Below are 21,037 nucleotides of genomic sequence, written 5' to 3'. Positions count from 1 at the left end.
CGCCACATTAACCCGAGACAAGCCGCCGCGCAGTCCCCCCATGACATGGATTGTCTGGCAGCGGGCCTCCGCTCAGTGATTGGAGGACGAATCACCCGGCGCCGCGCGCACGAGCGTCAGTTCGGCGATCTCCGGCGCGGGACCCAGGCGCAGCGGAGGGCCCCAATAGCCCGTCCCCCGGTGGGTGTAGACGCGGACGCCCGCGACCGTGGCCAGACCCTGGATGACGGGCTGCTGCAACTTCACGAAGGCCATGAAGGGAAAGAGTTGCCCACCGTGGGTGTGTCCGGACAGTTGGAGGTCCACGCCCAGTCCCCCGGCGCGCAGGGCCACGCGCGGCTGGTGCGCGAGGAGCAGGCGGGGCACGCCCTCGGGAGCGCCCGCGAGCGCCACGTCCGGCCTACATGCGTGGCCCGCCTCCATGCGCCCACCCTCGAGGTCCGTCACGCCCGCCACCGTCAAGCGAGCTCCAGCCCGTTCCACCACCCGGTGCGCGTTGTTCAGCACCGTGAGTCCCAGCCGGGCCACCTCGGCGCTCCAGGCCGCGCCCCCGTGGTAGTACTCGTGGTTGCCGGTGACGAAGTAGACGCCCAGCGGCGCCCGCAGGTCCGCCAGGGGCGCCACCTCGTCCCGCAGCCGCGCGACGTTCCCATCCACCAGGTCCCCCGTCACCGCCACCAGGTCGGGTTTCAAGGCGTTGACCTGCTCCACCACCCGCCGCATGAAGCGCCGGTCCAGCGTGGGGCCGATGTGGATGTCGGAGATCTGCACCACCTTCATCCCCGACAGCCCCTCGCCCAGGCCCGCCACGGGCACCGTCACCCGCTCCACCCGCGCCGGAGAGCGCGCCGTGCGGAAGGCGAGGAGCAGCGCCGGGCCCACCACGCCCACCACGCCCAGCGCCTCGAGCCGAGCCCACTCCATCCCACCCGGCGCCGAGCCCGTGAGCCGCCACACCCACCCCGCCACGTCCGCCACCGCCGTGGCCGTCAGCAGCAGGCCGAACGCGCCCAGCCAGAGCATGCCGCCCCAGTGCAGCACCTGCTCGCGCCAGGAGGGACGCATGCGCGTGGACGCCATCGCCGCCGGGATGGAGAGGAACCCCAGCCCCAACACCGCCCAGCCCAGGTCCGCCCAGGGCGAGGGGAGGCCCGGCGCCGAGATGAGCCTCGCCCCGAGGTAGACGTGCAACCCCGCGACGAGCCCCAGCATCGTCAACACCATCAGGAGCAGACCCGCGGGGGCCCGAGGGGGCGCCACGCGCGCATCGGGGGATGGGGACGACGCCTCCACGGAGGGCTCCTTCGCCAGCGGGGACGCGGCGGACTTCGAGGTGAGGGGAGGACATAACGGCGCCCCTCGCCGCTCGCCCGCTTCCCTCGTCCAGACCTGGCCACCAGGCGTCCAGGCGAATGCGGAGACACCACCGTCCCCTCGCCTTATCTTCACGGTCATGAAGCCATCGAACGTGAAGCGCTCCGGTCGCCGTGCGCTGGGAATGGCCGTCCTGCTCGCGCTCGGGACGGCGGCCGCGAAGGAGGAGCGTTCCTACCTCTTCCTGCGGACTCCCAATAACGCCTACACCGTCCAGGTGGAGGGCAACGACCTCAACAGCGCCGACATCCAACTGACGCGCGAGGGCGACAGTCTGAGGGGCCGAGCGTTCGGCCGGGTGGTCTTCCTGAACCTCGACGCGAACACCGTGGGCGGCACCGCGGGGGGCCTGCTCAGCCGGCTGCAACTCCGGGACAAGGAGGGCGTCACCGAGATCCAGGGCAACTTCCTCGGCAGCCTCGTCCACCTCGACTTCGGCCCCCAGGCGATTTCCGGCACGGTGGGCCGGTGTGGGTATGACCTGAAGGTCAACGCGGACGGGCTCTACGAAGGCTCGCGGAGCTGTGGAGGCATCCCCCAGCGGCCCGTCACGCTCGGCATTCCCTCCTCCCTGACGCAACAGGGCAAGCCCATGACCGTGGCCACGCTCGCGATGCTCCTGGGGAGCACCTAGCCGGGGCTCACGGCATGCGCCCGGAGGAAGGTCTCCAGGTGGTCCTCCAGGAAGCGCTCCACGTCCAGGGGCCGGCAGCTCGCCCCGGACAGCTGCATCTGGTGCAGGAGCCCCATCACCACCGGACACACCAACTCCAGCGCGGCATGACGCACGTCACAGCGCCGCAGCTCGCCCTCCGCGATGTGGCGTGACAGCCGCGCCTCCGCGGCTTGCAGCGTGGGCTCCAGGAGCTCCGTCACGTACACCGGCCCCAGCGTCGCGTGGCCCACGCCCGCGGTGAGCCCGAAGGCATGCGCCGAGCCCACCCCATGGCGCCACCCCATGAGCAGGGACTCCAAGAACCAGCGCAGGGACTCGCGCGCCGGACCATGAAGCGCCGTGGCGGCGGCGAGCAGGTGGGGGAGGCCTCGCCGGTGCATGTCCGCCATCACCTCGGCCAGCAGCGCCTCGCGCGAGCCGAAGTAGTGGCGCAACGTGGCCACGCTCACCCCGGCCACCTCGGCGAGCTCCCGGAAGCTCGCCTGGGCCCCATCCGGAGCGAGCACCCGCTGGCACACCGCCTCCAGCAGGCGCGCCCGTTCCTTCTCGTAGTCGGCGTTGCGGCTCCCCTTCACCCTGGCCATGCGGTTTGAATAATCCGGATGACGTACGGAATCCAACTTCCGCCGCCTGGGCCCAACACCACTCCCTCCGGTTGGCTTGAAATTGAATAAACCATGTCGGATATTCTATCCGAGAGCATTCCAGAGACGGAGGAGCGCGATGCTGGACGGATTCGCCCACGAGGGTCTGGCGGACGTGTGGACGCCCGTGGCGATGTCACGCGAGGTGGGCCGTCGGCCGTATGGGCTGACCGTGGCCGGCGAGCGCATCGTCCTCTTCCGCGATGCCCGGGGAACGATCTCGGCGTTGAGGGACCGATGCCCCCACCGGGGCGTGAAGCTGTCGCTCGGGAAGGTGAACGAGGACGGGTGCCTGGAGTGTCCCTTCCATGGATGGCGCTTCGCCTCGGACGGCGCGTGCACGCACATCCCCCTCAACCCCATGCCCGAGGAGAAGCGTCAACGCTTCGCGGCCACGGCCTTTCCCGTGCGTGAGCGCGGAGGTCTCGTGTGGCTCTACACGCACCCGGGCGCGGAGGCCCCCGAAGAGCCCTATGTCCCCGAGGCGCTGGAGCAGAAGGGGGTGCACGTGTGGCGGTACGCGGAGACGTGGAACGCGCATTGGACGCGGGCCATGGAGAACATGCTGGACGCCCCCCACCTGCCCTTCGTGCACCGGCGCACCATTGGAGGAGCGCTGCGCCGCCGGATGAAGCCGGACTCGCGGATGGAGATCGAGCTGGAGCCCACGCCCACGGGCTTCCGCACCCAATCGAGAATGGACGGGGTGGAGCCGAAGGGCTTCCTCGATTGGCTGCGGCCCAATGGCATGCGGATGAACGTCCCCATTCCCGGGCGCCTCATGCAGCTCTACATGTGGTGCGTGCCGGTGGATGCGAACCACGTGCGGATGTTCCTCGTGAGCGCGCGAGACTTCGTGCGCATGCAGCCGCTCGCCGGACTGGTGGACCGCTACAACACCCGCATCCTGCGCGAGGACAAGGCGGTGGTGGAGTCGAGCCACCCCGTCGAGGTGCCGCCCGTCTCCGAGGAGCGCAGCGTGGCGACGGATCGGGCCACCCTCGCCTTCCGCCGCTGGTACCTGGAGCGCAAGAAGCGGAGCCCGCACGAGGCGCCGTCCGACACGGAGGCAGTGGCTTCACTCGCCATCTAAGCCACCCAGGGGAGGTCCAGGGGCTATTCCGGGTCGAGTGCCCAGGTGCCATCATCCCAACGCCGCAGTGTCATGATCGCTCCGATAGCGGCCACTCCACCTTCCTTCGCCGTTGCTTCCAGGACCGCCCGGGCCTCGGTCGTCCGATAGCGGAGCAGGAACGCGGCCGCCATGGAACGAACATCCGTTTGGGGGTGCTTCAACAGCACCGCGAGGGCATCTCGCCCGGCATTTCCCCGCGCCCGTAGTTCCAAAAGCGCAGCGGTGTACTGCTTGGCATGTTTGTTCCCCGTCTTGGCATCACCTCGTCGGATGGCCTCGGTCTGCGCGGCCACGTGCTGAGCGAACCGTTCGACAAGTTCCTCCAAGCTCATCACCAGAACCTCTTCGACACGTTCTCGATGGCCAGTACTCCGAACTGGCGCTGGGCCTCATAGGACTGCGTGCTCAACCACTTCCGCACGGTCAGCGTATACGAATGCGTAATGTCGTAGCGGATCGACGAGTAGATCGAGCTGATGCGCGTGTGGATGCCCTTGTCCATGGGGACAATGTTGTCGGTGTTCTGAAGGGCTTGTGCTCCGAATCGCTTCACGTTGCCTGGCGTCTGCTCGACGATGTGGTGCCACTCCTTCCCAGGGCCCGCCGAGCCCATGGCCCTCTTGAAACCGCTGTGCGACCCCCATGCCCTGAATCCGCTGGGAGGTGCCTTGGCCGCGGTCCCGCGCATGGATTGGGCCGTCATGGCGACAGCACCAGGCGCGAGCGCGATGGTGACGGACTCGGCGCTCACGACGACCGACTTCACTTCTCCCACCGCCGCGAGCCGGAGACCCACCTGCGTTTCCGCCTGGGCCGCCGCCTGAATCGCGCCGGGTAGCGCCTGCACCTTCGTGGCAAGTCCCGGTGCCGTGTGGCCAATGGCTGCCAGGGCCAGCATGGCGAATGCTCGCGCCGCGTTGCGCCCCATGAGCTTGCCGTAGCGCTCGCCCGCCTCGCGCAACGCGTGAAAGGAGGAGGCCCGGTCCGTCTCGTCCATCAGCCGTTTGAAGCCCACGACGAGGCCCCAGAAGGTATCGACGCCCACGTAGGCGATGAGCGTGGCGGTCATCACGGCGGCGATGCCCTTGGAGACCGTCACGTCAGGCACCGCGAGCAGAATCATGTACGTGGTCCACGTCCAGAGCACGGCCGCCACCATGGCGTGGGGGTCCGCCATGTCCTTGAAGGCCGCCAGCATTTCGTCCAGCACGGCCCCCTTGGCGAGGGCCATGGCCAGCGCGAAACGGCCATCACCGTTGATGGCGCGGCTTTCCGTCAGCAGGCGCAGACAGTCGCCATGCTCGCCGGTGCGCTCGCACCAACGCAGGTAGGCGCGCGTCAACGCCTCTTCCTCCGTGGATACCTCCAGAGGCTCGCCCGCTCCGAGAGCGGTGATGCGGTGGTGACGCGTCTCGTAGGTGAACGAACCGCTGCGCGCCTCCACTTCGAACAGTCGCCGAGCGGCTTCCTGGGGCCGAGTGGGAAATCGCGCGTCCCGGGCAAGCTTCGCCACGGATTCGTTGAACTCGTCGTCATCCAGTTCCACCGGCTCGGCGCTTGTGCGCGGGGTGAAGACGAGCGAGTCGGTCCGGCCCGTGTCCAAGCGCACCGTTCGAGAGGAAAAACCACACCCGACGAGGAGCGCTACCAACACGACCGTGCAGCACAGCTTCATGGGATTACCTCCAGGCCCTGGCCATCCCCGGGTGGCTTAGCGGCGCTTCGTCAGACGCTCCAGCACCTCGCGGTTCTGGGGCAGGAAGAAGCGCTCGCGCAGCAGTCGCGGGAGCGAGGCCTTCTCCACGCACAGCAACTGGAGCGCGTCGTTCCACTCCCCGAGCACGGCGATGGCGCGCACGTCGGAGGCGGTGCGGTAGAGGTCGTTGAGGTTGTGCGCGAACGACGCCAGGTCCTCCACCTCCCAGCGCTCGGACACGTCTCCGGCGAGGATGTGCAACTCCAGGCGAGGCTGCTCGCGCACGTCGACGAGCTTGAAGCGCCGGGCGGCGCCGCCCATGGCCAGCGTCAGCGGCCCCACGAGCTCATCGGCCCGGACCCCGAAGGACACGGTGAGTCCACCCGAGAGCTGGCCCGCGTCCGCGAGCCGCAACAGGGAAATGTGAGGAGGCTCTTCGGGGCGGAACACCTCGCGCGCGGCCTCGCGGTCCTTGAGGAGGCGGAAGCGGTCGAGCGAGTCCAGGAGGGAAGCCATGAGGCGCGTCAGTCTACCTCACCCTCCCAGTATCCCACCCGTGCGCTCAGGGGCAGGTAGGCCTCCAGGGTGCGCGCGGCCTTGTTGCCACCGGGCGCGGCACCCGCCATCACCCCCACCTTCTGGGAGTCCGGGTAGACGAGCACATCCGGCTCGATCTGGGTGGAGAACGCCAGGTAGCGCAGGGGCTGGGTGCTTTCATTGAAGAGCTGGTGCGCGCACTCGGGTCCGGCGGGAAGCGCGACATAGTCCCCGGCCGTCACGGGCAGACGCTCCTCGCCGAGCCGCAGGATGCCGGAGCCCTCGAGGATGAACAGGGCCTCCTCGTTGGCCAGGTGGTAGTGGTGGGGCCAGGACTTCTTGCCCGGAAGCAGCTCCAACAGACTGCACCCGAGCTTCTTGCCCTGGGCCGCGGCGCCCAGCTGCTTGCGGCGGATGGCGACGCGCGAGCCTTGGACGATGTCGGTCCAGGGAAGGTCATTCGAGTGGACGAGGTGCGGGGTGGCCATGGGGTGCTCTCCTGAATCAGGGACGGGTGGCGACGAGGGCGAAGACGCGGTGGGGAATGGCGAGTGAATCGCCGGGAAACCGTTCGGCGAGGAGCGAGGCGAGCGCGGCATCGAAGCGGGCGACGGCGTCGGGAGGGAGCGACGCGCCCACCTTGTTGCTGGCGCGCATGCGGCCGCGCCAGGACTCCGGCGTGTAGGGCAGGAGGACGTCGAAGGAGAAGCTCTCCAGGGACTGGAAGCCCGCCCGGGAGAGGTCCTGGAACCATGCGGGATAGACGCCGACGCCATGGCCGAAGCGCACGTCGGGCGACACGAGTTGGGGATTGAAGACATCCAGAAGCCCCTCGGTGGCCTCGACGACATTGCCGGGCATGGCGAGCCAGTCGAGATGGGCGATGACGAGCCGACCACCGGGCACGAGCACCCGAGCCGCTTCACGCGCGGCGGCGGGGCGGTCGAACCAGTGCCAGCACTGCCCGGCGACAGCGAGATCCACCGAGCCCTCGGGCAGCCCGGTGTGTTCGGCGGTGGCGAGCCGCCAGTCGATGGAGAGTTCCGCCTCGGAGGCGAGTGAGCGCGCCCCATCGAGCATGGAGGCGGATGGGTCCACGGCGGTGACGAGGCAGCCCCACCGGGCGAGCCCTCGGGCCACGGTACCGGTGCCCGTCCCCACGTCCAGGGCCCGGAGACCCGCGCGAAGCACGCCCTCGCGAGCGAGCCGCTGGAAGAAGGACTCGGGGAATCCCGCCCGGTGCTTCACATAGTCATCCGCCGTTCGTCCGAAGTCGACGCGCATGGGCATACACTCCTGGCCGTCATGACTCGACGCGCCGTCGAGTCGAGTCGACATCGCGCGCCGGGAGACAATGAATGGTTAAGGCGAAGAGGCCCCGGGCTCAATCTCGATTCGACATTCGACCTGAGGAGTGGATGTCCGCGGCGGAGGCGGCGGCGCTGTTGGAGGTGAAGCGCGCCACGCTCTACACCTACGTGAGCCGAGGCCTGGTGCGGTGCGTGCCCGAACGGGGAACGAAGGAGAACCGTTACCTCCGGGCGGACCTGGAACGGCTCAAGGCCCGGCATGACGCGCGAGCGGGACACACTGCGGTGGCGGCGGGAGCACTGCGCTGGGGCGAGCCCGTCATCGACTCGGCGGTGTCGCAGGTGGGCGCGGAGGGGCTGGCGTACCGGGGCCACTCGGCGGTGCGGCTGGCGGTGGAGGGCAGGAGCCTCGAATACGTGGCGGAGCTGCTGTGGACGGGAACACCACCGGCCGAGCCCGTGCGCTGGCCCTCACCGGAGCCACTCCTGCCCGCCGCACAGGTAGCGGCCCTGCTGCCACCTGAAGCTCCGCCGTTGGCGATCCTGCTGGCGATGGTGCCGTTGTTGAGCGCCAGGGATCCCACGCGCTTCGCCGCCCCGGCCGAGCAGGAGCGAAGAAGAGGACAACGCCTGCTGAGACACCTGGCGGCGTGGGTGGGCGCGGCACGAGAGCCCGCGAGGGTGGCCCGTGCGCTGGAGGCGGAGACGGTGGCGGACTCGCTCGCGGCGGCCTGGGGGGTCACGGCGAAGCGGGCACCGGAGTTGTTGAACCGGGCGTTGGTGCTGTGCGCGGATCACGAACTGAACGTGTCCACGTTCGCGGCGCGGGTGACGGCCTCCTCGGGAGCGGACTTGTACGCTTGCGTGGGCGCGGCGTTGGCGGCGCTCTCGGGACCGAGACACGGCGGGGCGTGCGATCGCATCGAGGCCCTGGTACGGGAAGTCGAAGGACCGGAGCGGGCGCGCCAGGGAGTGCACGAGCGGCTGAGGCGGGGCGAGTCGGTGCCGGGGTTTGGCCACCCCTTGTATCCAAACGGAGACCCGCGCACACCACCCCTCCTGGAGGTGGCGTACGCACTGCGACCGGAGCCAGTGGCCGTACGGGTGTTGCGCACGGTGGAGGAGACGATGCGCGAGGCGGGCCATCCCGCCGCCACGGTGGACTTTGGACTGGTGGCCCTGGCCTCGGCGCTGCGATTGCCGGAGGGCGCGGCGACGGCGCTCTTCGCCGTGGGCCGAGCGGCGGGCTGGGTGGCCCATGTGCTGGAGCAGCGAGAGCAGGGTCACGTGCTGCGTCCGCGCGCCCGCTACGTGGGAGGGACGAGCGAATAGCTCGTGCTCTTTCCGCTCATGGGGCCGCGCGCATCAGGTCCACGTATTCGGCGACGAAATCGAGGAACTTCCGCGCGGCCTGCTCATGATCACCCTGGCAATCGCGTAGGTATTTGACGTGCCAGCCCTCATCGGGAAGCTCTTTCTTGATGTCGCGCAGCCAGTCCAGGAAATCCATCCAGTCTTGATCCTGGCCTTCATTGAATCTGGCGTTGAACTGGCTGTTGGCGGTCCAGCCATTGATGAAGACAAAGAGAGACTCGACGGTCTCCGCTCCCGTCGTGAACCAGAGTCCACGACCCAAAGAGAGCTGATGCCTCACGTAGCAGAGCGCATCGAGAAGCCCGACCCTGCGACCCTCCCATTCCTCGGGTAGGGGTTCCTCACGAAGGAATCTCTTCTCGCTCATGGTTCACCCACCACTTCATAAGCAATCCGGCTTGTCGGATGCACGACCAACCGATTCATGTAGTCATGGAGCGGTAGACCCATCAGGCCCGTGTAGGCATCGACGATTCGCCCCTCCACCTCCACCGCGATGTGCCGGCCTGTCACCGCGAGTTGGTGACTGCGGATCCGCTGTCCATTCGAGAGTTCATCGAAACCGAGCAGTTTGTACCGGCCTTCGACCGTGAATCGGACGTACGTCGGTTTCTCACCGAGCCTTCGCAATCCCTCATGAATGAGCTTGGCGACATTGGCACATTCGCCCGCTCGTCGGCTGGCCACGGCGAACGCGTTCTGGAACGAGACCAGCCAGGCCGGCATCCTCCCGAGATCCTTCAACAAGAGGTATTGCTCGACGACGCATGACATATCGCCCACGCGGAGACAGGCCTTCAGACGCGCGCTGATGGAGTCGTCCCCCGCCAAAGGGGGGGCCTTGAGGATCAGGGAGGGCAACCCATCGAGAGGGTGTGCTACCGCCACGGGCGAAGCGGCGGTCCAAGCGAGCAGCATCAACAGAACCGACAGGAATCGCACGCATGACTCCCCAACGAATGAGCACGTGACCCGAGCGCAAATGGCAGAGGGTGCCGGGACCTGGATTCGGTCCACCTGGCACCCTCTCGTCCCGCGGCCTTGAAGGCGCGGACTACACGTTGAAGCGGAAGTGCATGCAGTCGCCGTCCTGCACCACGTACTCCTTGCCTTCCACGCGCAGCAGGCCCTTCTCCTTCACCGCCGACTCGCTGCCGAGCTTGAGCAGGTCTTCCCAGCGCATGACCTCGGCCTTGATGAAGCCGCGCTCGAAGTCCGAGTGGATGACGCCCGCCGCCTGCGGAGCCTTGTCACCCTTGTGGATGGTCCACGCCCGGCACTCCTGCTCGCCCACGGTGAAGTACGTCTGCAGGCCCAGGAGCTTGTAGCCCTCGCGCACCACCTTGCTCAGACCCGGCTCGGTGAGACCCGCGCTCTCGAGGAAGCCCGGACGCTCCTCCTCGGGAAGCTGCTGGATCTCCGACTCCATGGCCGCGGCGAGCACCACCACGCCCGCGCCTTCCTTGGCGGCCATGTCGCGCACCTGCTGCACGTACGGGTCCGCGTCCTCCTTGCCGATCTGCTTCTCGCCGATGTTGGCCACGTACAGCACGGGCTTGTCGGTGAGCAGGAACAGGTCGCGGATGACGGCGCGCTCGTCGTCGGTGAGCTTCTGCGCGCGCACCGTGATGCCCGAGTCCAGGGCGGTCTTGATGCGATCGAGCAGCGCGAGCTCGGCCTTGGCCTCCTCGGCCGCCTTGCCCCCCATCTTCGTGTTCTTCTGGGTGCGCTCGCGGCGCTTCTCCACGGTCTCCATGTCCTTGAGACACAGCTCCGTGTCCACCACGTCCCGGTCGCGCACCGGGTTCACGCCCCCCTCCACGTGGGTGACGTTGTCGTCCTCGAAGCAGCGCAGCACGTGCAGCACCGCGTCCACCTGGCGGATGTTCGCGAGGAACTGATTGCCCAGGCCCTCGCCCTTGGAGGCGCCGCGCACCAGGCCCGCGATGTCCACGAACTCCAGGGACGTGGGGATCTTCTTGAGGGGCTTCACCAGGGCGGTCAGCTTGTCGAGCCGCTCATCCGGCACCGGCACCACGCCCACGTTCGGCTCAATGGTGCAGAACGGGTAGTTGGCCGCCTGAGCCCCCGCCGCCGAGACCGCGTTGAACAGGGTGGACTTGCCCACGTTGGGCAGACCGACGATGCCAATGGAGAGCGCCATGGTGAGATCCCTTCGGAAACGGAATTACGAGCGGCGCTCGGCCCCGCCCTTGGTGGGCAGGTCCTTCACGAACTGCTCGGCCAGCGCGCGGTGCTTGGTGTCATCCAGCCGCTCGCTGAGCAACTTGCCGGCCACTTCCACGGCCAGGTCGACCGTCATGGCCTTCACCTGGGCGATGGCCTTGGCCTTCTGCTCCTCGATCTCCCGCTGGGCGGACGCCTTGAACTCGTCGGCCTCCTTGCGGCTCTTGGCCATGAGCTCCTCGCGGAACTTCTCCACCTCCTGCTGATTGCGGCGGAGCATCTCCTGCGCCTCGCGGCGGGCCTCGGCGATGGCCGTCTTCTGCTCGGCGAGCAGCTTCTCGGCCTCGGCGCGCTCACGCTTGGCGGCGTCGATGGAGCTGGTGAGCTGCTTCTCGCGCTCCTCCACCACGGCGAGGATGGGGCCCCACGCCTTCCATCGCAGGACGATGGCCACGATGATGAAGGTGACGAGGGTCCAGAAGATGAGGCCCGGGCGGACCTCCACGATGCTGCTGGCGGCGAGAACGGTGGGCAGGAACATGGCGGCCTTCGGAGAGCTACGGCGTCAGGGACTGCGGTGACGGATGGGTTCGACGGGGTACCGCTGCGGGCCGGCGCCCTCCCGCCGTTGAAGCGAGGCGGGCGCCAGACCGGACTGCGAACGGCCTGCCTACGCCTTGGTGGCGAGCAGGATGCAGACGACCAGCGCGAACAGGGTGGCGCCTTCGATGAGGGCCGCGGCGATGATCATGGTGGTGCGGATGTCGCCGGCGGCGGCGGGCTGACGGCCCGTGGCGTCGAGGGCGGCGGCGGCCAGCTTACCGATGCCGAGACCGGCACCGATGATGGAGAGGCCGGCACCGATACCGGCGGCGAGGAAGGCGAGAGCGAGGCTGGTCATGGGAGTGCTTCTTCTTTCTTCTGAGGGAGGACCCACTTGTGGGGGGGTCGCGTGATGGCCCTTTAGGACTACCTCCGGCGGCCTTTCGAACCGCCGGGTGCTTTACAAAAACAAGGGCTCAGTGGTGGGCGCGGCCGTGGTCGTGGCTGTGGGCCGCGTCGGCGTGGTGCTCGTCATGGTGGTGGGCCATGGCCACGCCCATGCCGATGAAGAGCGCCGAGAGCATGGTGAAGACGTACGCCTGCACGAAGGCCACGAAGAGCTCCAGCAGGTAGATGCCCATGGCGAAGGGCACGCTGACGAGCGCCACCGCGGGGTGGCCGAGCATGAAGATGAGGCCGAGCAGGAAGAAGATGACGATGTGGCCCGCCAGCATGTTGGCGAACAGACGCATCGTGAGGGCGAAGGGCTTGGTGAACAGACCCAGGAGCTCCACCGGAATCATGATGGGCCAGAGCCAGGGGGCCACGCCGCCCGTCAGGTGCGCCAGGTAGCCGCCCAGGCCCGCGGCGCGGATGCCGGCGATCTGCGTGAGCACGAAGGTGCACAGCGCGAGCGCCAGCGTGACGGCGATGTTGGCCGTGGCCGTGGCCATCCAGGGAAAGAGGCCCAGCAGGTTCATGAAGAGGATGAAGAAGAACGCGGTGAGCAGGTAGGGCGTGTAGCGAGGACCCTCCTCCTTGCCGATGTTCTTGATGGCCAGCTCGTCGCGCACGAAGAGCACGAGCATCTCGAAGAGGTTGGCCGCCGTGCCCCGGGGCACCAGCTTCGACTTGTCGCGGTTGCTGAACAGCAGCAGCGAGCCCACGAGCAGGAGCGCCGCCAGCCACATCATCACCGTGTGCTTGGTGATGGAGAGGTCCAGGCAGCCCTCGCTCCAGCCGGGCACCGCCTTGCCGTGGCCATCGCCCGTGTCCCGGGGCTCGCACGAGGCGCCCGCGCGGATGGGGATGCCGAACTGCGGCAGATGGATGGGGATGTGGTGGTCGCCGAGGGGAACCTCGAACTCGTACTCGTTCGAGTCCACGACGTGGTGGAGGATGTAGGCCGCCACGTCCTGCTCTTCCTTCTCCATGGGCGTGCTGTCGTCATGCCCGCCCGGAGAGGACGCGAACGCCACGCTCGTCATCAGACCGACGAGAAGACCCATTGCCTTGCGCATCACTCGCCTCCGCCCGCCGCGTCCCGCGACGCGGCCATCACATAGCTCAGTTCAACCGACTGCAGAACGAGGTAGGTGCCAAAGAACCCCGCGACGAACGCCACCGCGTCCAGGTCCCGCCGCACCACCCACAACAATCCCAGCACCACGCCCACCGCCCGCATCCCGAACACCAACGCCACGACCAGGAGCGCGCCATTCAAGTCCCGCTGCGCGACCCGCCGCTTGAGCAGCAGCCCCACGACGCCCGTCCCCACCGCCAACAGCACTCCGACGAGCGCCACCGAGCGCGCCTCCTCCCGCTCCGGAAGGAAGGCCGCCAGCGCCAGCGCCACCACCGACCCCACCGCCGCCAGACCCGCGTACTTGCGGAAGAGTGCCTCGCCGCCCTTGCTCACCGCCGCCCCTTACCCAACCGGTTCATCTCGTGCAGGAACCCGTAGAACCCCACGGAGATCCCCACCAGGCTCAACCCCAGGAGCAACCACGGCCCCGTCCCCAGGCGTTTGTCCAGGAAGTAGCCGCCCAGCACCCCGACGACCGCCCCACCCACCAGCTTCCACACCGCGGAGATGTAGGGCTCGGCCGCCCGCATCTGCCGGGCCGTCTCCGACAACTCGCCGTCCTTCTCACCCTCCCGGGGCTCCTTCTCCTCCGCCATCGCCTCGACCGCCTCGGGAAAACCACGGGTTCACCCCGCCACCCACCCCCCACCGTCCTCACACGCGGGCGCCGCTTAGCACTGAACGCTCGCACCACGCAACCAACACGCTCCAGCCTCCTCCGCGCTAGTAGGACGGCAAATGTCTGGCCCAAGCGGAAGGCCGGGGGTCCTGCCCCCTTGGTTCCAAGCCCGGCGAGAGCGGGAACTCCGGAGGACGGCTTCCCTCCTTCCGGTGGGAGTGTCATCGTCACCAGGTGACGACGCGCGATGGAGCCCGGGGGGGCCCGTACCAGCATCTGGACACCTTGCCATTCGCCATGGCCGTGATTCGGGACAGCCGCATCGTCTACGCCAACACGACCCTGCTCGAACTGCTGGGGCTGAGCCAGGAGCAGGTGGTGGGCAAGATGCTCGAACTGCTCTCGGAGAACCAGGGGCCGTTCATCCGCGAGCGGCACGCACGCCGCCTGGCCGGCGAGCCCGTCCCGGACACCTATGAGACGGTGTTGAGGACCGCCCGGGGCGAACTCCACGTGGAGCTGACCGTGTCACGGGCCGGAGAGGACATCTATGTCCTGGTGCGCGACCTGTCCGGCCGCATGGGGCAGCGCCGGGTGCTCCAGCGCATGGCGGCGCTGGGCGCCTCGCTGCTGGGCATCCGCTCCGAGGACGAGGTGCTCCGCCGCGTCTTCGAGGGGCTCGCCGAGCTGCGGATGTCCTACGCCTACCTCGTGCCGGAGGGGGCCCTGGTGCGGCTGGCGCACGTGTGCGTGGGGGACGAGGCGAGCGCGGGCGTGCCCTGGCTCACCGGCCAGCACCTCGTGGATGACTCCGGCAACTGGTGTCCCATGTTGAGGCGCGCCTGGCACGAGGGCGCCGCCTATGGGGAGAACCTGGTCGGGGAGGCGGGACAATTCAGCTCGGAGTGGGGCCAGCTCGTGGGCGCCCACCTGCGGCGTGTGGGGCCCTTGCGCGCGCTGTGCGTGCGCATCGATGGAGGCGGCGCGCCCCGGGCGCTGCTGGCGGTGGGCTCGGACTGGCTGGGCGAGGACGAATTGGCCCCCTGGCGCCTCTTCGCCTCCCAGGTGTCCGCCGCGCTCGACGCCGCGCGAACCATCTGCCGCTTGTCCACGCGCAACACGGCGCTCACCTCGCTCAACCGGCTGGCCGCGGCGACCGCCACCGCCCAGGAGCCGCGCGACCTCTTCGCGCCGGGCCTCGAGGAGGTGCACTCCCTGATGGGCTGCGGCGTGGTGCTCCTGCTGCTGCGAGCCGAGGGCCGTGACGACCTGGAGGTCGCCTGGCAACGGGGCCTCCCCGAGGAGGAGGCGCGCCGAGTCCACCGCTTCACCCTCACGGGCAGCATGTCCGCCCGGGTGATGGAGGAGGGCGTGCCACGGGTGGTGGGCGTGGCGGAGTTCTCCGAGCCCATCCGGAGCGGATTGCGCGAGGCGGGCACCGCCTGCGTGGCGCTCGTGCCCCTGCAGGTGCGCGCGCACATGGTGGGCACCATCGCCATGACCTTCAGCCACGCCCGCGTGCTGACCGATCTGGAGCGGGAAACCCTTCAGGCCATGGGCGTGCACTTCGCCGCCGCCATCGAAACCCACCGGCTGCTCCAGGAGCTGCGCGGACGCGCCGAGGAACTCACGCACCTGCACTCGGAGCTGGAGGCCACCCAGCGCCAGTTGGTGGAGCGCGAGCGGCTGGCGGCGCTCGGCGAGCTGTCGGCCGTGGTGGCCCATGAGGTGCGCAACCCCCTGGGCGCCATCTTCAATGCCCTGGCCACCCTGCGCCGCTTCCAGGAGCCCGAGAGCCCCGGGCTCACCCTGGTGAGCATCCTCTCGGAGGAGGCGCACCGCCTCAACCGGCTGGTGGATGACCTGCTCGACTTCGCCCGGCCCCCGAGCCCCCAGCCCCAGCCCGTGCCCCTCGCCCACCTGTTGGAGGAGGCCGTGCGGACGGCGACGGTGGACCAGCCCCGGCTCCGGGTGGAGTGGGCGCTGGAGCCGGACGTGCCCCCCCTGCCCATGGACGCGCGGATGATGCGCCAGGTCTTCCTCAACCTCGCGCTCAACGCCGTGCAGGCCATGCCCCAGGGCGGCACCCTGCGCATCCGCGTCCACCGGTGCCACACGCGGACCGGCGCCCTGGTGGAGTTCACCGACACCGGCCCCGGCATCCCCCCGGGACTGCACGAGCGCCTCTTCGAGCCATTCTTCACCACCAAGGCCACCGGCACCGGCCTGGGTCTCGCCATCGTCCGGCGCACCCTGCACGCCCATGGCGGCCACATCTCCATCGAATCGCCCCCCACGGGGGGCACCACCTTCCGGGTGCGCTTGCCACTCTGAGCGCGGGGCTCGCCCTCCCGCCCGTTCCCCGAGTGGACAAGCCAGGAGGGACTCCGTTGGCCGGAAATCAATTGGCGCGCCTTGTCAAGACATTCCAGCCCCGGTCGCTGGCCTTCGCTCATGGGGGAGAGTAGGAAGGAGGAGCCCTCCCAGGTCCACCGCTCAGACCGGTGGGGATGGCGCTCCAGCGCCCCTCGGGAGGACTGCACCCGGGCGCGGGGCGACCGAGCCTCACGCCCTACCCCGAAAGGTGTCGTGATGCGTCATCTGCTCGCAGGGACTGTCGCAGTGTCCGCGCTGGTATGGACGGGGAACGCTTCCGCCGCGGAGGGCGCATGCGGCTCGACCGCCGCCGGGTGGAACGCCCCCAATGGCGCGGTGGTGTTCAGCCGGGGCGAGGGCCCCATCCGGCCCGTGATGGATGCGATTGGCGAGTACCGCACGCATTCCATGCTCTCGCACGGCCCCGGCGGCAGCACGTCCCACGCCACCCTGGCCACGCCCACCCAGACGGACTGGCCGGGCGTGTGCACCAAGCCCATCAATGGCAATCACTTGCAGTACGGCTACCCGGGACTGGAGCAGATCAACCAGGGCGGTGCCTACCACTCCCTGTACTCGGAAGGCGGCGGCGTCGAGTGGATCGGCTGGCAGCAGGGAAACCCCACCCAGGCCGCGTTGATCGGCGATTCCATCTGGTACAACCACCCCTTCGTCACCGACCGCTCCCGCGCCGACTCGGGCCAGACCATCGACCGCCCCCTGTGGCACAACATGCGGGTCAACTACTCGCTCTACCAGTACCGGGACCTCCAGAGCGTCCATGACATGCCCGGCGACGCGGCGAACAACGGCATGGTGTGCTCCACCTTCCTCGCCTACGCGCACCACTACGCGGGCCGGGGCCATGTGACGCCGTACACGTACTCGCACGGGCAGATCGCCAACGCCTCCAACGCGCTCTACGCGGGCGTCTACAACCAGTGCAAGGCCTCACTCGGCTGGTTCCTCAACGCGGCGCTCACCGTGGCCTGCCCCTTCTACAACGTGTGCGGCAACGCCGGAAACCAGGTGGCCAACTGCATGTCCACCAACTCGTGCGACTCCTCGAGCGCGAGCCCCTGGAAGGGCGTGCGCGATGACCCCAACGCCACCGCCACCTCCATCAGCCCGGATCGCATTGGCGGCTGGGGCGTGCACTCCATGCACAACACCATCTGGGGCCCGGACTACTCGCACCAGTTGCAGTGGAACTCGGGCGGCAACGTCTACGGCTGTTGGCAGTAGGAGGGGAGTCATCCGTGACGAAGCCGACCTCCGAGAACCGCTCCGGGCTCCTGGGGCGGTGGGCACTGGTGCTCACGCTGCTCGTCCTGGGGGCCGCCTGGCTCCTGTTCCAGGGCGACTCCACGCCGGAGCCCACCGGGGAGCGCGCGCCCCCGTCCTCGCCACCCGCCGGGGACGACGCGCCCCCCTCGGCGGTGGCGTCCACTCCCGCGCCTCCCGCCCCCGCCAACGCGCGGCCCGACACCCCGCATGCCGCGGAGCCCATCGTGGACGAGGTGCTCGTGGAGAAGCAGGAGGTGTGCTCGGGCGAGGACAACCTCATCTCCGTGCGCGCCCATACGCCGGACGGCAACGACGCCTTCCTGCACTACGCGGTGGGCGACGGCACCGGCCAGCGCATCCCCGTGCGCGTGTGGCGCAATGACGCGGATGGCTCGTACGAGCTGCCGCGCGTCACCGTGTTCACCCGCGACAACGTGTTCGTCACCGTGCCCGTGCCCGCCTACCGCGTGAAGGACTGCGAGCCCGAGCGGCTCGTGCACGTGATGTCGCGGCGGGTGCCCAACTCCGAGGACGACTTCGAGTTCTTCGCCAAGGTGGTGGAGAAGCCCGTGGCGGCCGGGCAATCCAAGCCCAAGCCCTTCGTCCCCCTGCGCTACGTGTGGACGTTCGACGACGACACCCGCGAGACGACCCAGGGCCCCCTCGTGTCCCATCCCCTCACGAGAGGCTCGGGCACGGGCAGCCAGTACGAGCAGCACCTGGTGCGCGTGGACGTGTACGACGCCTCGGGCCGCAAGGAGACGGGCCGCACCTCGCTGCAACTGCTCAACACGTCCTTCGAGAACTTCAACAAGAAGGGCATCGTCACCCTGCTCGCCCAGGGCACGCCCCGCTTTCCCGTGCTCGACGAGGACGGCGTGGTGCGGCAGACCTTCCGCCTGTCCCACCACTTCCAGGGGCCCGTGCGCATCACCCGCGTCACCACCATCCGCGCCTTCCGGGGCACCGAGCACGCCCCGCCGCCGCCCGAGCAGGTGGACGTCGCGAGCCTGCCCGTGAGCGAGGTCCCCGAGGGCAAGGGCGTCGAGGTGAAGGTCTCCTTCGACGCCAAGGCCGAGTCGGACGTCTTCGCCCTCACCTACGCGCTGGAGGGCGTGAGCGCCGATGGCCATCCCGCCCGAGGCTCCTTCTCCGTCATGCGGCCCCCGCCCCTGCCCACCCGGGAGAACAGCACCGCCGTCCTGGACCCGGTGCTGCTCGCCAAGATCAAGCGCGCGCGGGAACTGCTGAACCAGGAGTTCGTCACCGACGAGGACATCTTCCGGCTGGAGCGCGAGGGGCGATTCGCGGACTTGAAGGTCGGCGCCGCCCCGTCGGTGCCGGACCAGGCGCCTCCGCGCAACCCCGCGCGCTGAGGGCCCGGTGTGGCGCGGGTCGTGCGAACGCGCCATGCTCACGGGTCTGGAGGTAGTCCATGTCCCTCTTCGATGCCGTGAAGGCCGGTGACCTCGAGCGCCTGGAGGCGCTGCTCGCCGGGGGCGCCGATCCCAATCCCTTCGACGCCGAGGGCCGCACGCCCCTGGTGCTCGCCGCCGAGCAGGGCGAGGAAGCCCTCGTGCGCGGCCTGCTCGCCCACGGCGCGGACCCGAGCCTTCCGGACCGCATGGGCGAGACCGCGCTCACCAAGGCGGCCGCCCACGGCCACGGCCGGATCGCCAGCCTGCTCTACCCGCTCGCCTCCCGGGACGAGCAGGACATGGCCCGCGCGCTGCTCCAGGTGGGCACCGACTTCTTCACCCAGCCCCGTGCCCAGGCCCCCGAGTCCGAGGGCCTGCGCCACAAGCTCGCCACTGCGGGCGCCTACGTGACGGGGAAGATTGGCGGCGGCACCGAACGGCTCGAGCGCATGCAGCGCGCGGAGAAGAACGCCAAGAAGCCCTGAGCTTAGAAGCGGTTCGCGCGCGCCTGCTCGAAGGGCACGCGGTGGTTGAGGTACGTCTCCTGGAGGCTGTGGTTCTTCGCCAGGTTGAGGCCACCGTCGCCGAAGCGGTGCACCACCGCGCCCTTGCCCGCGTCCTTGAGGAAGGCGGCGGGATCGAAGCTGCCACCGAGCCCGGTGAGCGTGGGCACCGCGTCGCGGTTGTTGATGTAGTGCACGTACTGGGGACCGTCCGGGTAGCGCGTCGAGGCCGCTCCGAAGGTCTCCACGCTCAGGTGGCTCATCAGCTTCTCGACGTCCGCCTTGCTCATCCCATCTTCGATGCGCAGCCGGTTCTGCACGTCGAAGAGGGCACGCGCGGTGATGAGGCCGCCCTGGCTGTAGCCCATGAGGCTCACGTCGCGGCCCGCCTTGAGCTCCGTGTAGAGCGTGTTGGCCAGCGTGTCCACGGCGGGGTTGGAGCCCTTGTCCAGCTTGTCCTTCACGCACTGGGCCAGGTCGGAGATAACGCCCTCGGTGGAGTTGTGGATGCCGATCGCCTTCGCGCCCGACTTGTCGGCGATGGCCTGCAGGTCGCTCGACTGGCTCTCCTTGTTCGTCAGGATGCCGTTGACGTAGATGATCGTCTTGCTGGGGTTCGGGTTGTCGCGCGGCAACACGCCCGGAATCTGGCTCAGCGGCGTGTTGGGCGGGAAGGTCTGGCCGCCGGCACCCACGAACTGGCCGTCATAGACGATGTCCTTCGGCTTGCCGCCGCCGAACAGGGCCTGGGTCGAACGGGCAGGCGCCGTGAAGGCATCCCCGGCCGGTCGGAGCGTGTTCGCCCCCGGGGGGTTCACGGTGTTCGCGGCGCTCCCCCCCGTCCGCGAGGTGTTGTCCACGCCCTGACGGGCGCCCGTTCCCACGGGGGAGAGAGGACTACGGCTGCGGTCGATCGTCGTCAAGGGGGGCTCCAGCGAAATTCCACGGGGAAGTCCGTCCTCTCATTCTCCGCCAAAAGAAGACGGGGTTGCGCCCCGGGCGTCTTTTTTCGCGGTGCGTCGATCCACCCCCTCGGTCCAACACCCGACGCTTCAATGCCCTCCCGTCACCCGAACAAGCCAGGGCCCCTCCACAAAAAGACGGAAGGTCACATTTTCCGGCCCCCCCCTCGCCTTGGCGCTTGAAGGCCAAAGACACACATTTGCGGAGTCTCACCCCGTCCATGAGGACGAGGAAAAGAGGATGGAAGGAGAGCGGCCATGCAAGGGAGCCCTACGAGTACCTGGACACCAACGGACACGCTCGCTTCCAAAACAGACAACACGGGGACGCATTCTTTTCCCTCCCTGGGAGATTTCGTTCACCAGCTCCGGGAGGCCCATGCCCGCGGCGGCGTGAGCGCCCTGGCCCAGGTGATGCGCGAGGGCGTCCTGGATCGGCGTGCCGTGAAGCCCTTCGCCCTGCTGCGCGATGGCCGGTACACGCGCACGTGCGTCTATCGGGACGAGGATCTGGAGGTCATCGTCATGGGATGGGGCCGAGGCTCGCGTGCGCCCATCCATGGACACGAGGGCCAGGACTGCCTGCTGCGACTCGTCGCCGGGGAGTTGGAGGTGAGCGACTACCGGCTCGTCGCGGGAGGCCGGGAGCCCGGCTACGCCCTCATCGAGCGCGTTGGCTCGCGCCGCACCCTCCTGCCCCGCGCGGTGGACCACAACACCGCCGAGCAGGATCTCCACGCGGTCCGTCCGAGCACGCGCGACGGCACCGCCATCTCCCTGCATGTCTACTCGCGGCCCATCGACACGTGTC

General features: G+C 68.9%; 23 protein-coding genes and 1 pseudogene. 8 read left to right on the top strand and 16 right to left on the bottom strand.

Features of this window, described 5'->3' with window-relative positions; genetic code table 11:
- Nucleotides 1–72: 72 nt before the first annotated feature.
- Nucleotides 73–1,293 (bottom strand): metallophosphoesterase, encoded by a 1,221-nt coding sequence (locus MEBOL_RS19800; protein WP_425437633.1) that lies wholly within the window; start codon nucleotides 1,291–1,293, stop codon nucleotides 73–75.
- Nucleotides 1,294–1,468: 175 nt separating this feature from the next.
- On the opposite strand from MEBOL_RS19800, the gene MEBOL_RS19795 reads away from it, so the two are divergent.
- Nucleotides 1,469–2,008 (top strand): hypothetical protein, encoded by a 540-nt coding sequence (locus MEBOL_RS19795; protein ID WP_170115550.1) that lies wholly within the window; start codon nucleotides 1,469–1,471, stop codon nucleotides 2,006–2,008.
- Here the strand turns inward: MEBOL_RS19795 and MEBOL_RS19790 are convergent.
- The gene (locus MEBOL_RS19790) at nucleotides 2,005–2,634 is read right to left on the bottom strand and encodes a TetR/AcrR family transcriptional regulator (RefSeq protein WP_095978906.1); all 630 of its coding nucleotides are present in this window, start codon (nucleotides 2,632–2,634) and stop codon (nucleotides 2,005–2,007) included. The genes MEBOL_RS19795 and MEBOL_RS19790 overlap by 4 nt on opposite strands.
- A 139-nt stretch (nucleotides 2,635–2,773) precedes the next feature.
- Here MEBOL_RS19790 and MEBOL_RS19785 point away from each other — a divergent pair, with 139 nt between their 5' ends.
- The gene (locus MEBOL_RS19785) at nucleotides 2,774–3,787 is read left to right on the top strand and encodes an aromatic ring-hydroxylating oxygenase subunit alpha (protein WP_095978905.1); all 1,014 of its coding nucleotides are present in this window, start codon (nucleotides 2,774–2,776) and stop codon (nucleotides 3,785–3,787) included.
- Nucleotides 3,788–3,810: 23 nt separating this feature from the next.
- Here the strand turns inward: MEBOL_RS19785 and MEBOL_RS19780 are convergent, their stop codons facing one another.
- The 5 genes from MEBOL_RS19780 to MEBOL_RS19760 are packed head-to-tail and all read right to left on the bottom strand — an operon-like array spanning nucleotide 3,811 to nucleotide 7,346.
- Entirely contained in the window at nucleotides 3,811–4,161 is a 351-nt protein-coding gene (locus MEBOL_RS19780; protein WP_095978904.1) for a DUF2019 domain-containing protein, read from the bottom strand.
- Nucleotides 4,161–5,504, bottom strand: a complete 1,344-nt coding sequence (sitA5, locus tag MEBOL_RS19775; RefSeq protein WP_095978903.1) for a SitA5 family polymorphic toxin — start codon at nucleotides 5,502–5,504, stop codon at nucleotides 4,161–4,163. Before sitA5 ends, MEBOL_RS19780 begins: the two co-directional genes overlap by 1 nt.
- Before the next feature lie 36 nt (nucleotides 5,505–5,540).
- The gene (locus MEBOL_RS19770; protein ID WP_095978902.1) at nucleotides 5,541–6,041 is read right to left on the bottom strand and encodes a hypothetical protein; all 501 of its coding nucleotides are present in this window, start codon (nucleotides 6,039–6,041) and stop codon (nucleotides 5,541–5,543) included.
- A gap of 8 nt (nucleotides 6,042–6,049) precedes the next feature.
- Nucleotides 6,050–6,550, bottom strand: a complete 501-nt coding sequence (locus MEBOL_RS19765) for a cupin domain-containing protein (protein ID WP_095978901.1) — start codon at nucleotides 6,548–6,550, stop codon at nucleotides 6,050–6,052.
- 16 nt (nucleotides 6,551–6,566) lie between these two features.
- On the bottom strand, nucleotides 6,567–7,346 hold the full coding sequence (locus tag MEBOL_RS19760) for a class I SAM-dependent methyltransferase (protein ID WP_095978900.1): 780 nt from the start codon (nucleotides 7,344–7,346) through the stop codon (nucleotides 6,567–6,569).
- Nucleotides 7,347–7,480: 134 nt separating this feature from the next.
- Between MEBOL_RS19760 and MEBOL_RS19755 the strand changes: the two genes are divergently transcribed.
- The gene (locus MEBOL_RS19755) at nucleotides 7,481–8,704 is read left to right on the top strand and encodes a citrate synthase (RefSeq protein WP_179956431.1); all 1,224 of its coding nucleotides are present in this window, start codon (nucleotides 7,481–7,483) and stop codon (nucleotides 8,702–8,704) included.
- A gap of 16 nt (nucleotides 8,705–8,720) precedes the next feature.
- Here MEBOL_RS19755 and MEBOL_RS19750 read toward each other — a convergent pair whose 3' ends face one another.
- The 8 genes from MEBOL_RS19750 to MEBOL_RS19715 all read right to left on the bottom strand — a co-directional run bounded on the left by MEBOL_RS19750 (nucleotide 8,721) and on the right by MEBOL_RS19715 (nucleotide 13,657).
- Nucleotides 8,721–9,113, bottom strand: a complete 393-nt coding sequence (locus MEBOL_RS19750; protein ID WP_095978898.1) for a hypothetical protein — start codon at nucleotides 9,111–9,113, stop codon at nucleotides 8,721–8,723.
- Nucleotides 9,110–9,688, bottom strand: coding sequence for a hypothetical protein (locus MEBOL_RS19745; protein WP_095978897.1), 579 nt, complete (start codon nucleotides 9,686–9,688; stop codon nucleotides 9,110–9,112). Before MEBOL_RS19745 ends, MEBOL_RS19750 begins: the two co-directional genes overlap by 4 nt.
- A gap of 112 nt (nucleotides 9,689–9,800) precedes the next feature.
- A complete protein-coding gene (gene ychF / locus MEBOL_RS19740; RefSeq protein ID WP_095978896.1) occupies nucleotides 9,801–10,910 on the bottom strand; it encodes a redox-regulated ATPase YchF in 1,110 nt (369 codons plus the stop codon).
- Nucleotides 10,911–10,934: 24 nt separating this feature from the next.
- On the bottom strand, nucleotides 10,935–11,474 hold the full coding sequence (gene atpF, locus MEBOL_RS19735) for a F0F1 ATP synthase subunit B (RefSeq protein WP_095978895.1): 540 nt from the start codon (nucleotides 11,472–11,474) through the stop codon (nucleotides 10,935–10,937).
- Between the two features lie 129 nt (nucleotides 11,475–11,603).
- Nucleotides 11,604–11,834: an ATP synthase F0 subunit C gene (gene atpE / locus MEBOL_RS19730; protein WP_095978894.1), complete on the bottom strand. Its 231-nt coding sequence runs from the start codon at nucleotides 11,832–11,834 to the stop codon at nucleotides 11,604–11,606.
- 118 nt (nucleotides 11,835–11,952) lie between these two features.
- Complete coding sequence (gene atpB, locus MEBOL_RS19725; RefSeq protein WP_095978893.1) at nucleotides 11,953–12,996, bottom strand: F0F1 ATP synthase subunit A; 1,044 nt, start codon at nucleotides 12,994–12,996, stop codon at nucleotides 11,953–11,955.
- Nucleotides 12,996–13,394: a hypothetical protein gene (locus tag MEBOL_RS19720; protein ID WP_095978892.1), complete on the bottom strand. Its 399-nt coding sequence runs from the start codon at nucleotides 13,392–13,394 to the stop codon at nucleotides 12,996–12,998. The genes atpB and MEBOL_RS19720 overlap by 1 nt, the downstream gene beginning before the upstream one ends.
- On the bottom strand, nucleotides 13,391–13,657 hold the full coding sequence (locus MEBOL_RS19715; protein ID WP_095978891.1) for an AtpZ/AtpI family protein: 267 nt from the start codon (nucleotides 13,655–13,657) through the stop codon (nucleotides 13,391–13,393). The genes MEBOL_RS19720 and MEBOL_RS19715 overlap by 4 nt, the downstream gene beginning before the upstream one ends.
- Before the next feature lie 257 nt (nucleotides 13,658–13,914).
- Between MEBOL_RS19715 and MEBOL_RS19710 the strand changes: the two genes are divergently transcribed.
- The 4 genes from MEBOL_RS19710 (at nucleotide 13,915) to MEBOL_RS19695 (ending at nucleotide 19,246) form a co-directional block, all read left to right on the top strand.
- The gene (locus MEBOL_RS19710) at nucleotides 13,915–16,014 is read left to right on the top strand and encodes an ATP-binding protein (RefSeq protein ID WP_342747786.1); all 2,100 of its coding nucleotides are present in this window, start codon (nucleotides 13,915–13,917) and stop codon (nucleotides 16,012–16,014) included.
- Between the two features lie 288 nt (nucleotides 16,015–16,302).
- Nucleotides 16,303–17,301, top strand: coding sequence for a hypothetical protein (locus tag MEBOL_RS19705; protein WP_245919922.1), 999 nt, complete (start codon nucleotides 16,303–16,305; stop codon nucleotides 17,299–17,301).
- 14 nt (nucleotides 17,302–17,315) lie between these two features.
- Nucleotides 17,316–18,719 carry a hypothetical protein gene (locus tag MEBOL_RS19700; RefSeq protein ID WP_245919919.1) on the top strand — a complete coding sequence of 468 codons (1,404 nt, stop codon included), beginning with the start codon at nucleotides 17,316–17,318 and terminating at the stop codon, nucleotides 18,717–18,719.
- A 59-nt stretch (nucleotides 18,720–18,778) separates the two neighbouring features.
- Entirely contained in the window at nucleotides 18,779–19,246 is a 468-nt protein-coding gene (locus MEBOL_RS19695; RefSeq protein ID WP_095978889.1) for an ankyrin repeat domain-containing protein, read from the top strand.
- Between the two features lie 2 nt (nucleotides 19,247–19,248).
- Here the strand turns inward: MEBOL_RS19695 and MEBOL_RS19690 are convergent, their stop codons facing one another.
- Entirely contained in the window at nucleotides 19,249–20,187 is a 939-nt protein-coding gene (locus MEBOL_RS19690; RefSeq protein ID WP_095978888.1) for a hypothetical protein, read from the bottom strand.
- Between the two features lie 297 nt (nucleotides 20,188–20,484).
- Between MEBOL_RS19690 and MEBOL_RS44105 the strand changes: the two are divergent.
- Nucleotides 20,485–21,036 (top strand): annotated as a pseudogene (locus tag MEBOL_RS44105) (cysteine dioxygenase); the annotation flags it as partial.
- Between the last annotated feature and the right edge of the window lies 1 nt (nucleotide 21,037).

The sequence above is a fragment of the Melittangium boletus DSM 14713 genome (genome assembly GCF_002305855.1).
GTDB lineage: Bacteria > Myxococcota > Myxococcia > Myxococcales > Myxococcaceae > Cystobacter > Cystobacter boletus.
Note: the sequence above shows the minus strand (reverse complement) of the source record. Positions and strands in the feature narration are given on the sequence as shown.

What these genes read in the sequence shown, in the direction of transcription:
- MEBOL_RS19790 (WP_095978906.1), bottom strand. Translation starts at nt 2,634, where the DNA reads ATGGCCAGGGTGAAGGGGAGCCGCAACGCCGACTACGAGAAGGAACGG.
- MEBOL_RS19785 (WP_095978905.1), top strand. Translation starts at nt 2,774, where the DNA reads ATGCTGGACGGATTCGCCCACGAGGGTCTGGCGGACGTGTGGACGCCC.
- MEBOL_RS19780 (WP_095978904.1), bottom strand. Translation starts at nt 4,161, where the DNA reads ATGAGCTTGGAGGAACTTGTCGAACGGTTCGCTCAGCACGTGGCCGCG.
- sitA5 (WP_095978903.1), bottom strand. Translation starts at nt 5,504, where the DNA reads ATGAAGCTGTGCTGCACGGTCGTGTTGGTAGCGCTCCTCGTCGGGTGT.
- MEBOL_RS19770 (WP_095978902.1), bottom strand. Translation starts at nt 6,041, where the DNA reads ATGGCTTCCCTCCTGGACTCGCTCGACCGCTTCCGCCTCCTCAAGGAC.
- MEBOL_RS19765 (WP_095978901.1), bottom strand. Translation starts at nt 6,550, where the DNA reads ATGGCCACCCCGCACCTCGTCCACTCGAATGACCTTCCCTGGACCGAC.
- MEBOL_RS19760 (WP_095978900.1), bottom strand. Translation starts at nt 7,346, where the DNA reads ATGCGCGTCGACTTCGGACGAACGGCGGATGACTATGTGAAGCACCGG.
- MEBOL_RS19755 (WP_179956431.1), top strand. Translation starts at nt 7,481, where the DNA reads ATGTCCGCGGCGGAGGCGGCGGCGCTGTTGGAGGTGAAGCGCGCCACG.
- MEBOL_RS19750 (WP_095978898.1), bottom strand. Translation starts at nt 9,113, where the DNA reads ATGAGCGAGAAGAGATTCCTTCGTGAGGAACCCCTACCCGAGGAATGG.
- ychF (WP_095978896.1), bottom strand. Translation starts at nt 10,910, where the DNA reads ATGGCGCTCTCCATTGGCATCGTCGGTCTGCCCAACGTGGGCAAGTCC.
- atpF (WP_095978895.1), bottom strand. Translation starts at nt 11,474, where the DNA reads ATGTTCCTGCCCACCGTTCTCGCCGCCAGCAGCATCGTGGAGGTCCGC.
- atpE (WP_095978894.1), bottom strand. Translation starts at nt 11,834, where the DNA reads ATGACCAGCCTCGCTCTCGCCTTCCTCGCCGCCGGTATCGGTGCCGGC.
- atpB (WP_095978893.1), bottom strand. Translation starts at nt 12,996, where the DNA reads ATGCGCAAGGCAATGGGTCTTCTCGTCGGTCTGATGACGAGCGTGGCG.
- MEBOL_RS19715 (WP_095978891.1), bottom strand. Translation starts at nt 13,657, where the DNA reads ATGGCGGAGGAGAAGGAGCCCCGGGAGGGTGAGAAGGACGGCGAGTTG.
- MEBOL_RS19695 (WP_095978889.1), top strand. Translation starts at nt 18,779, where the DNA reads ATGTCCCTCTTCGATGCCGTGAAGGCCGGTGACCTCGAGCGCCTGGAG.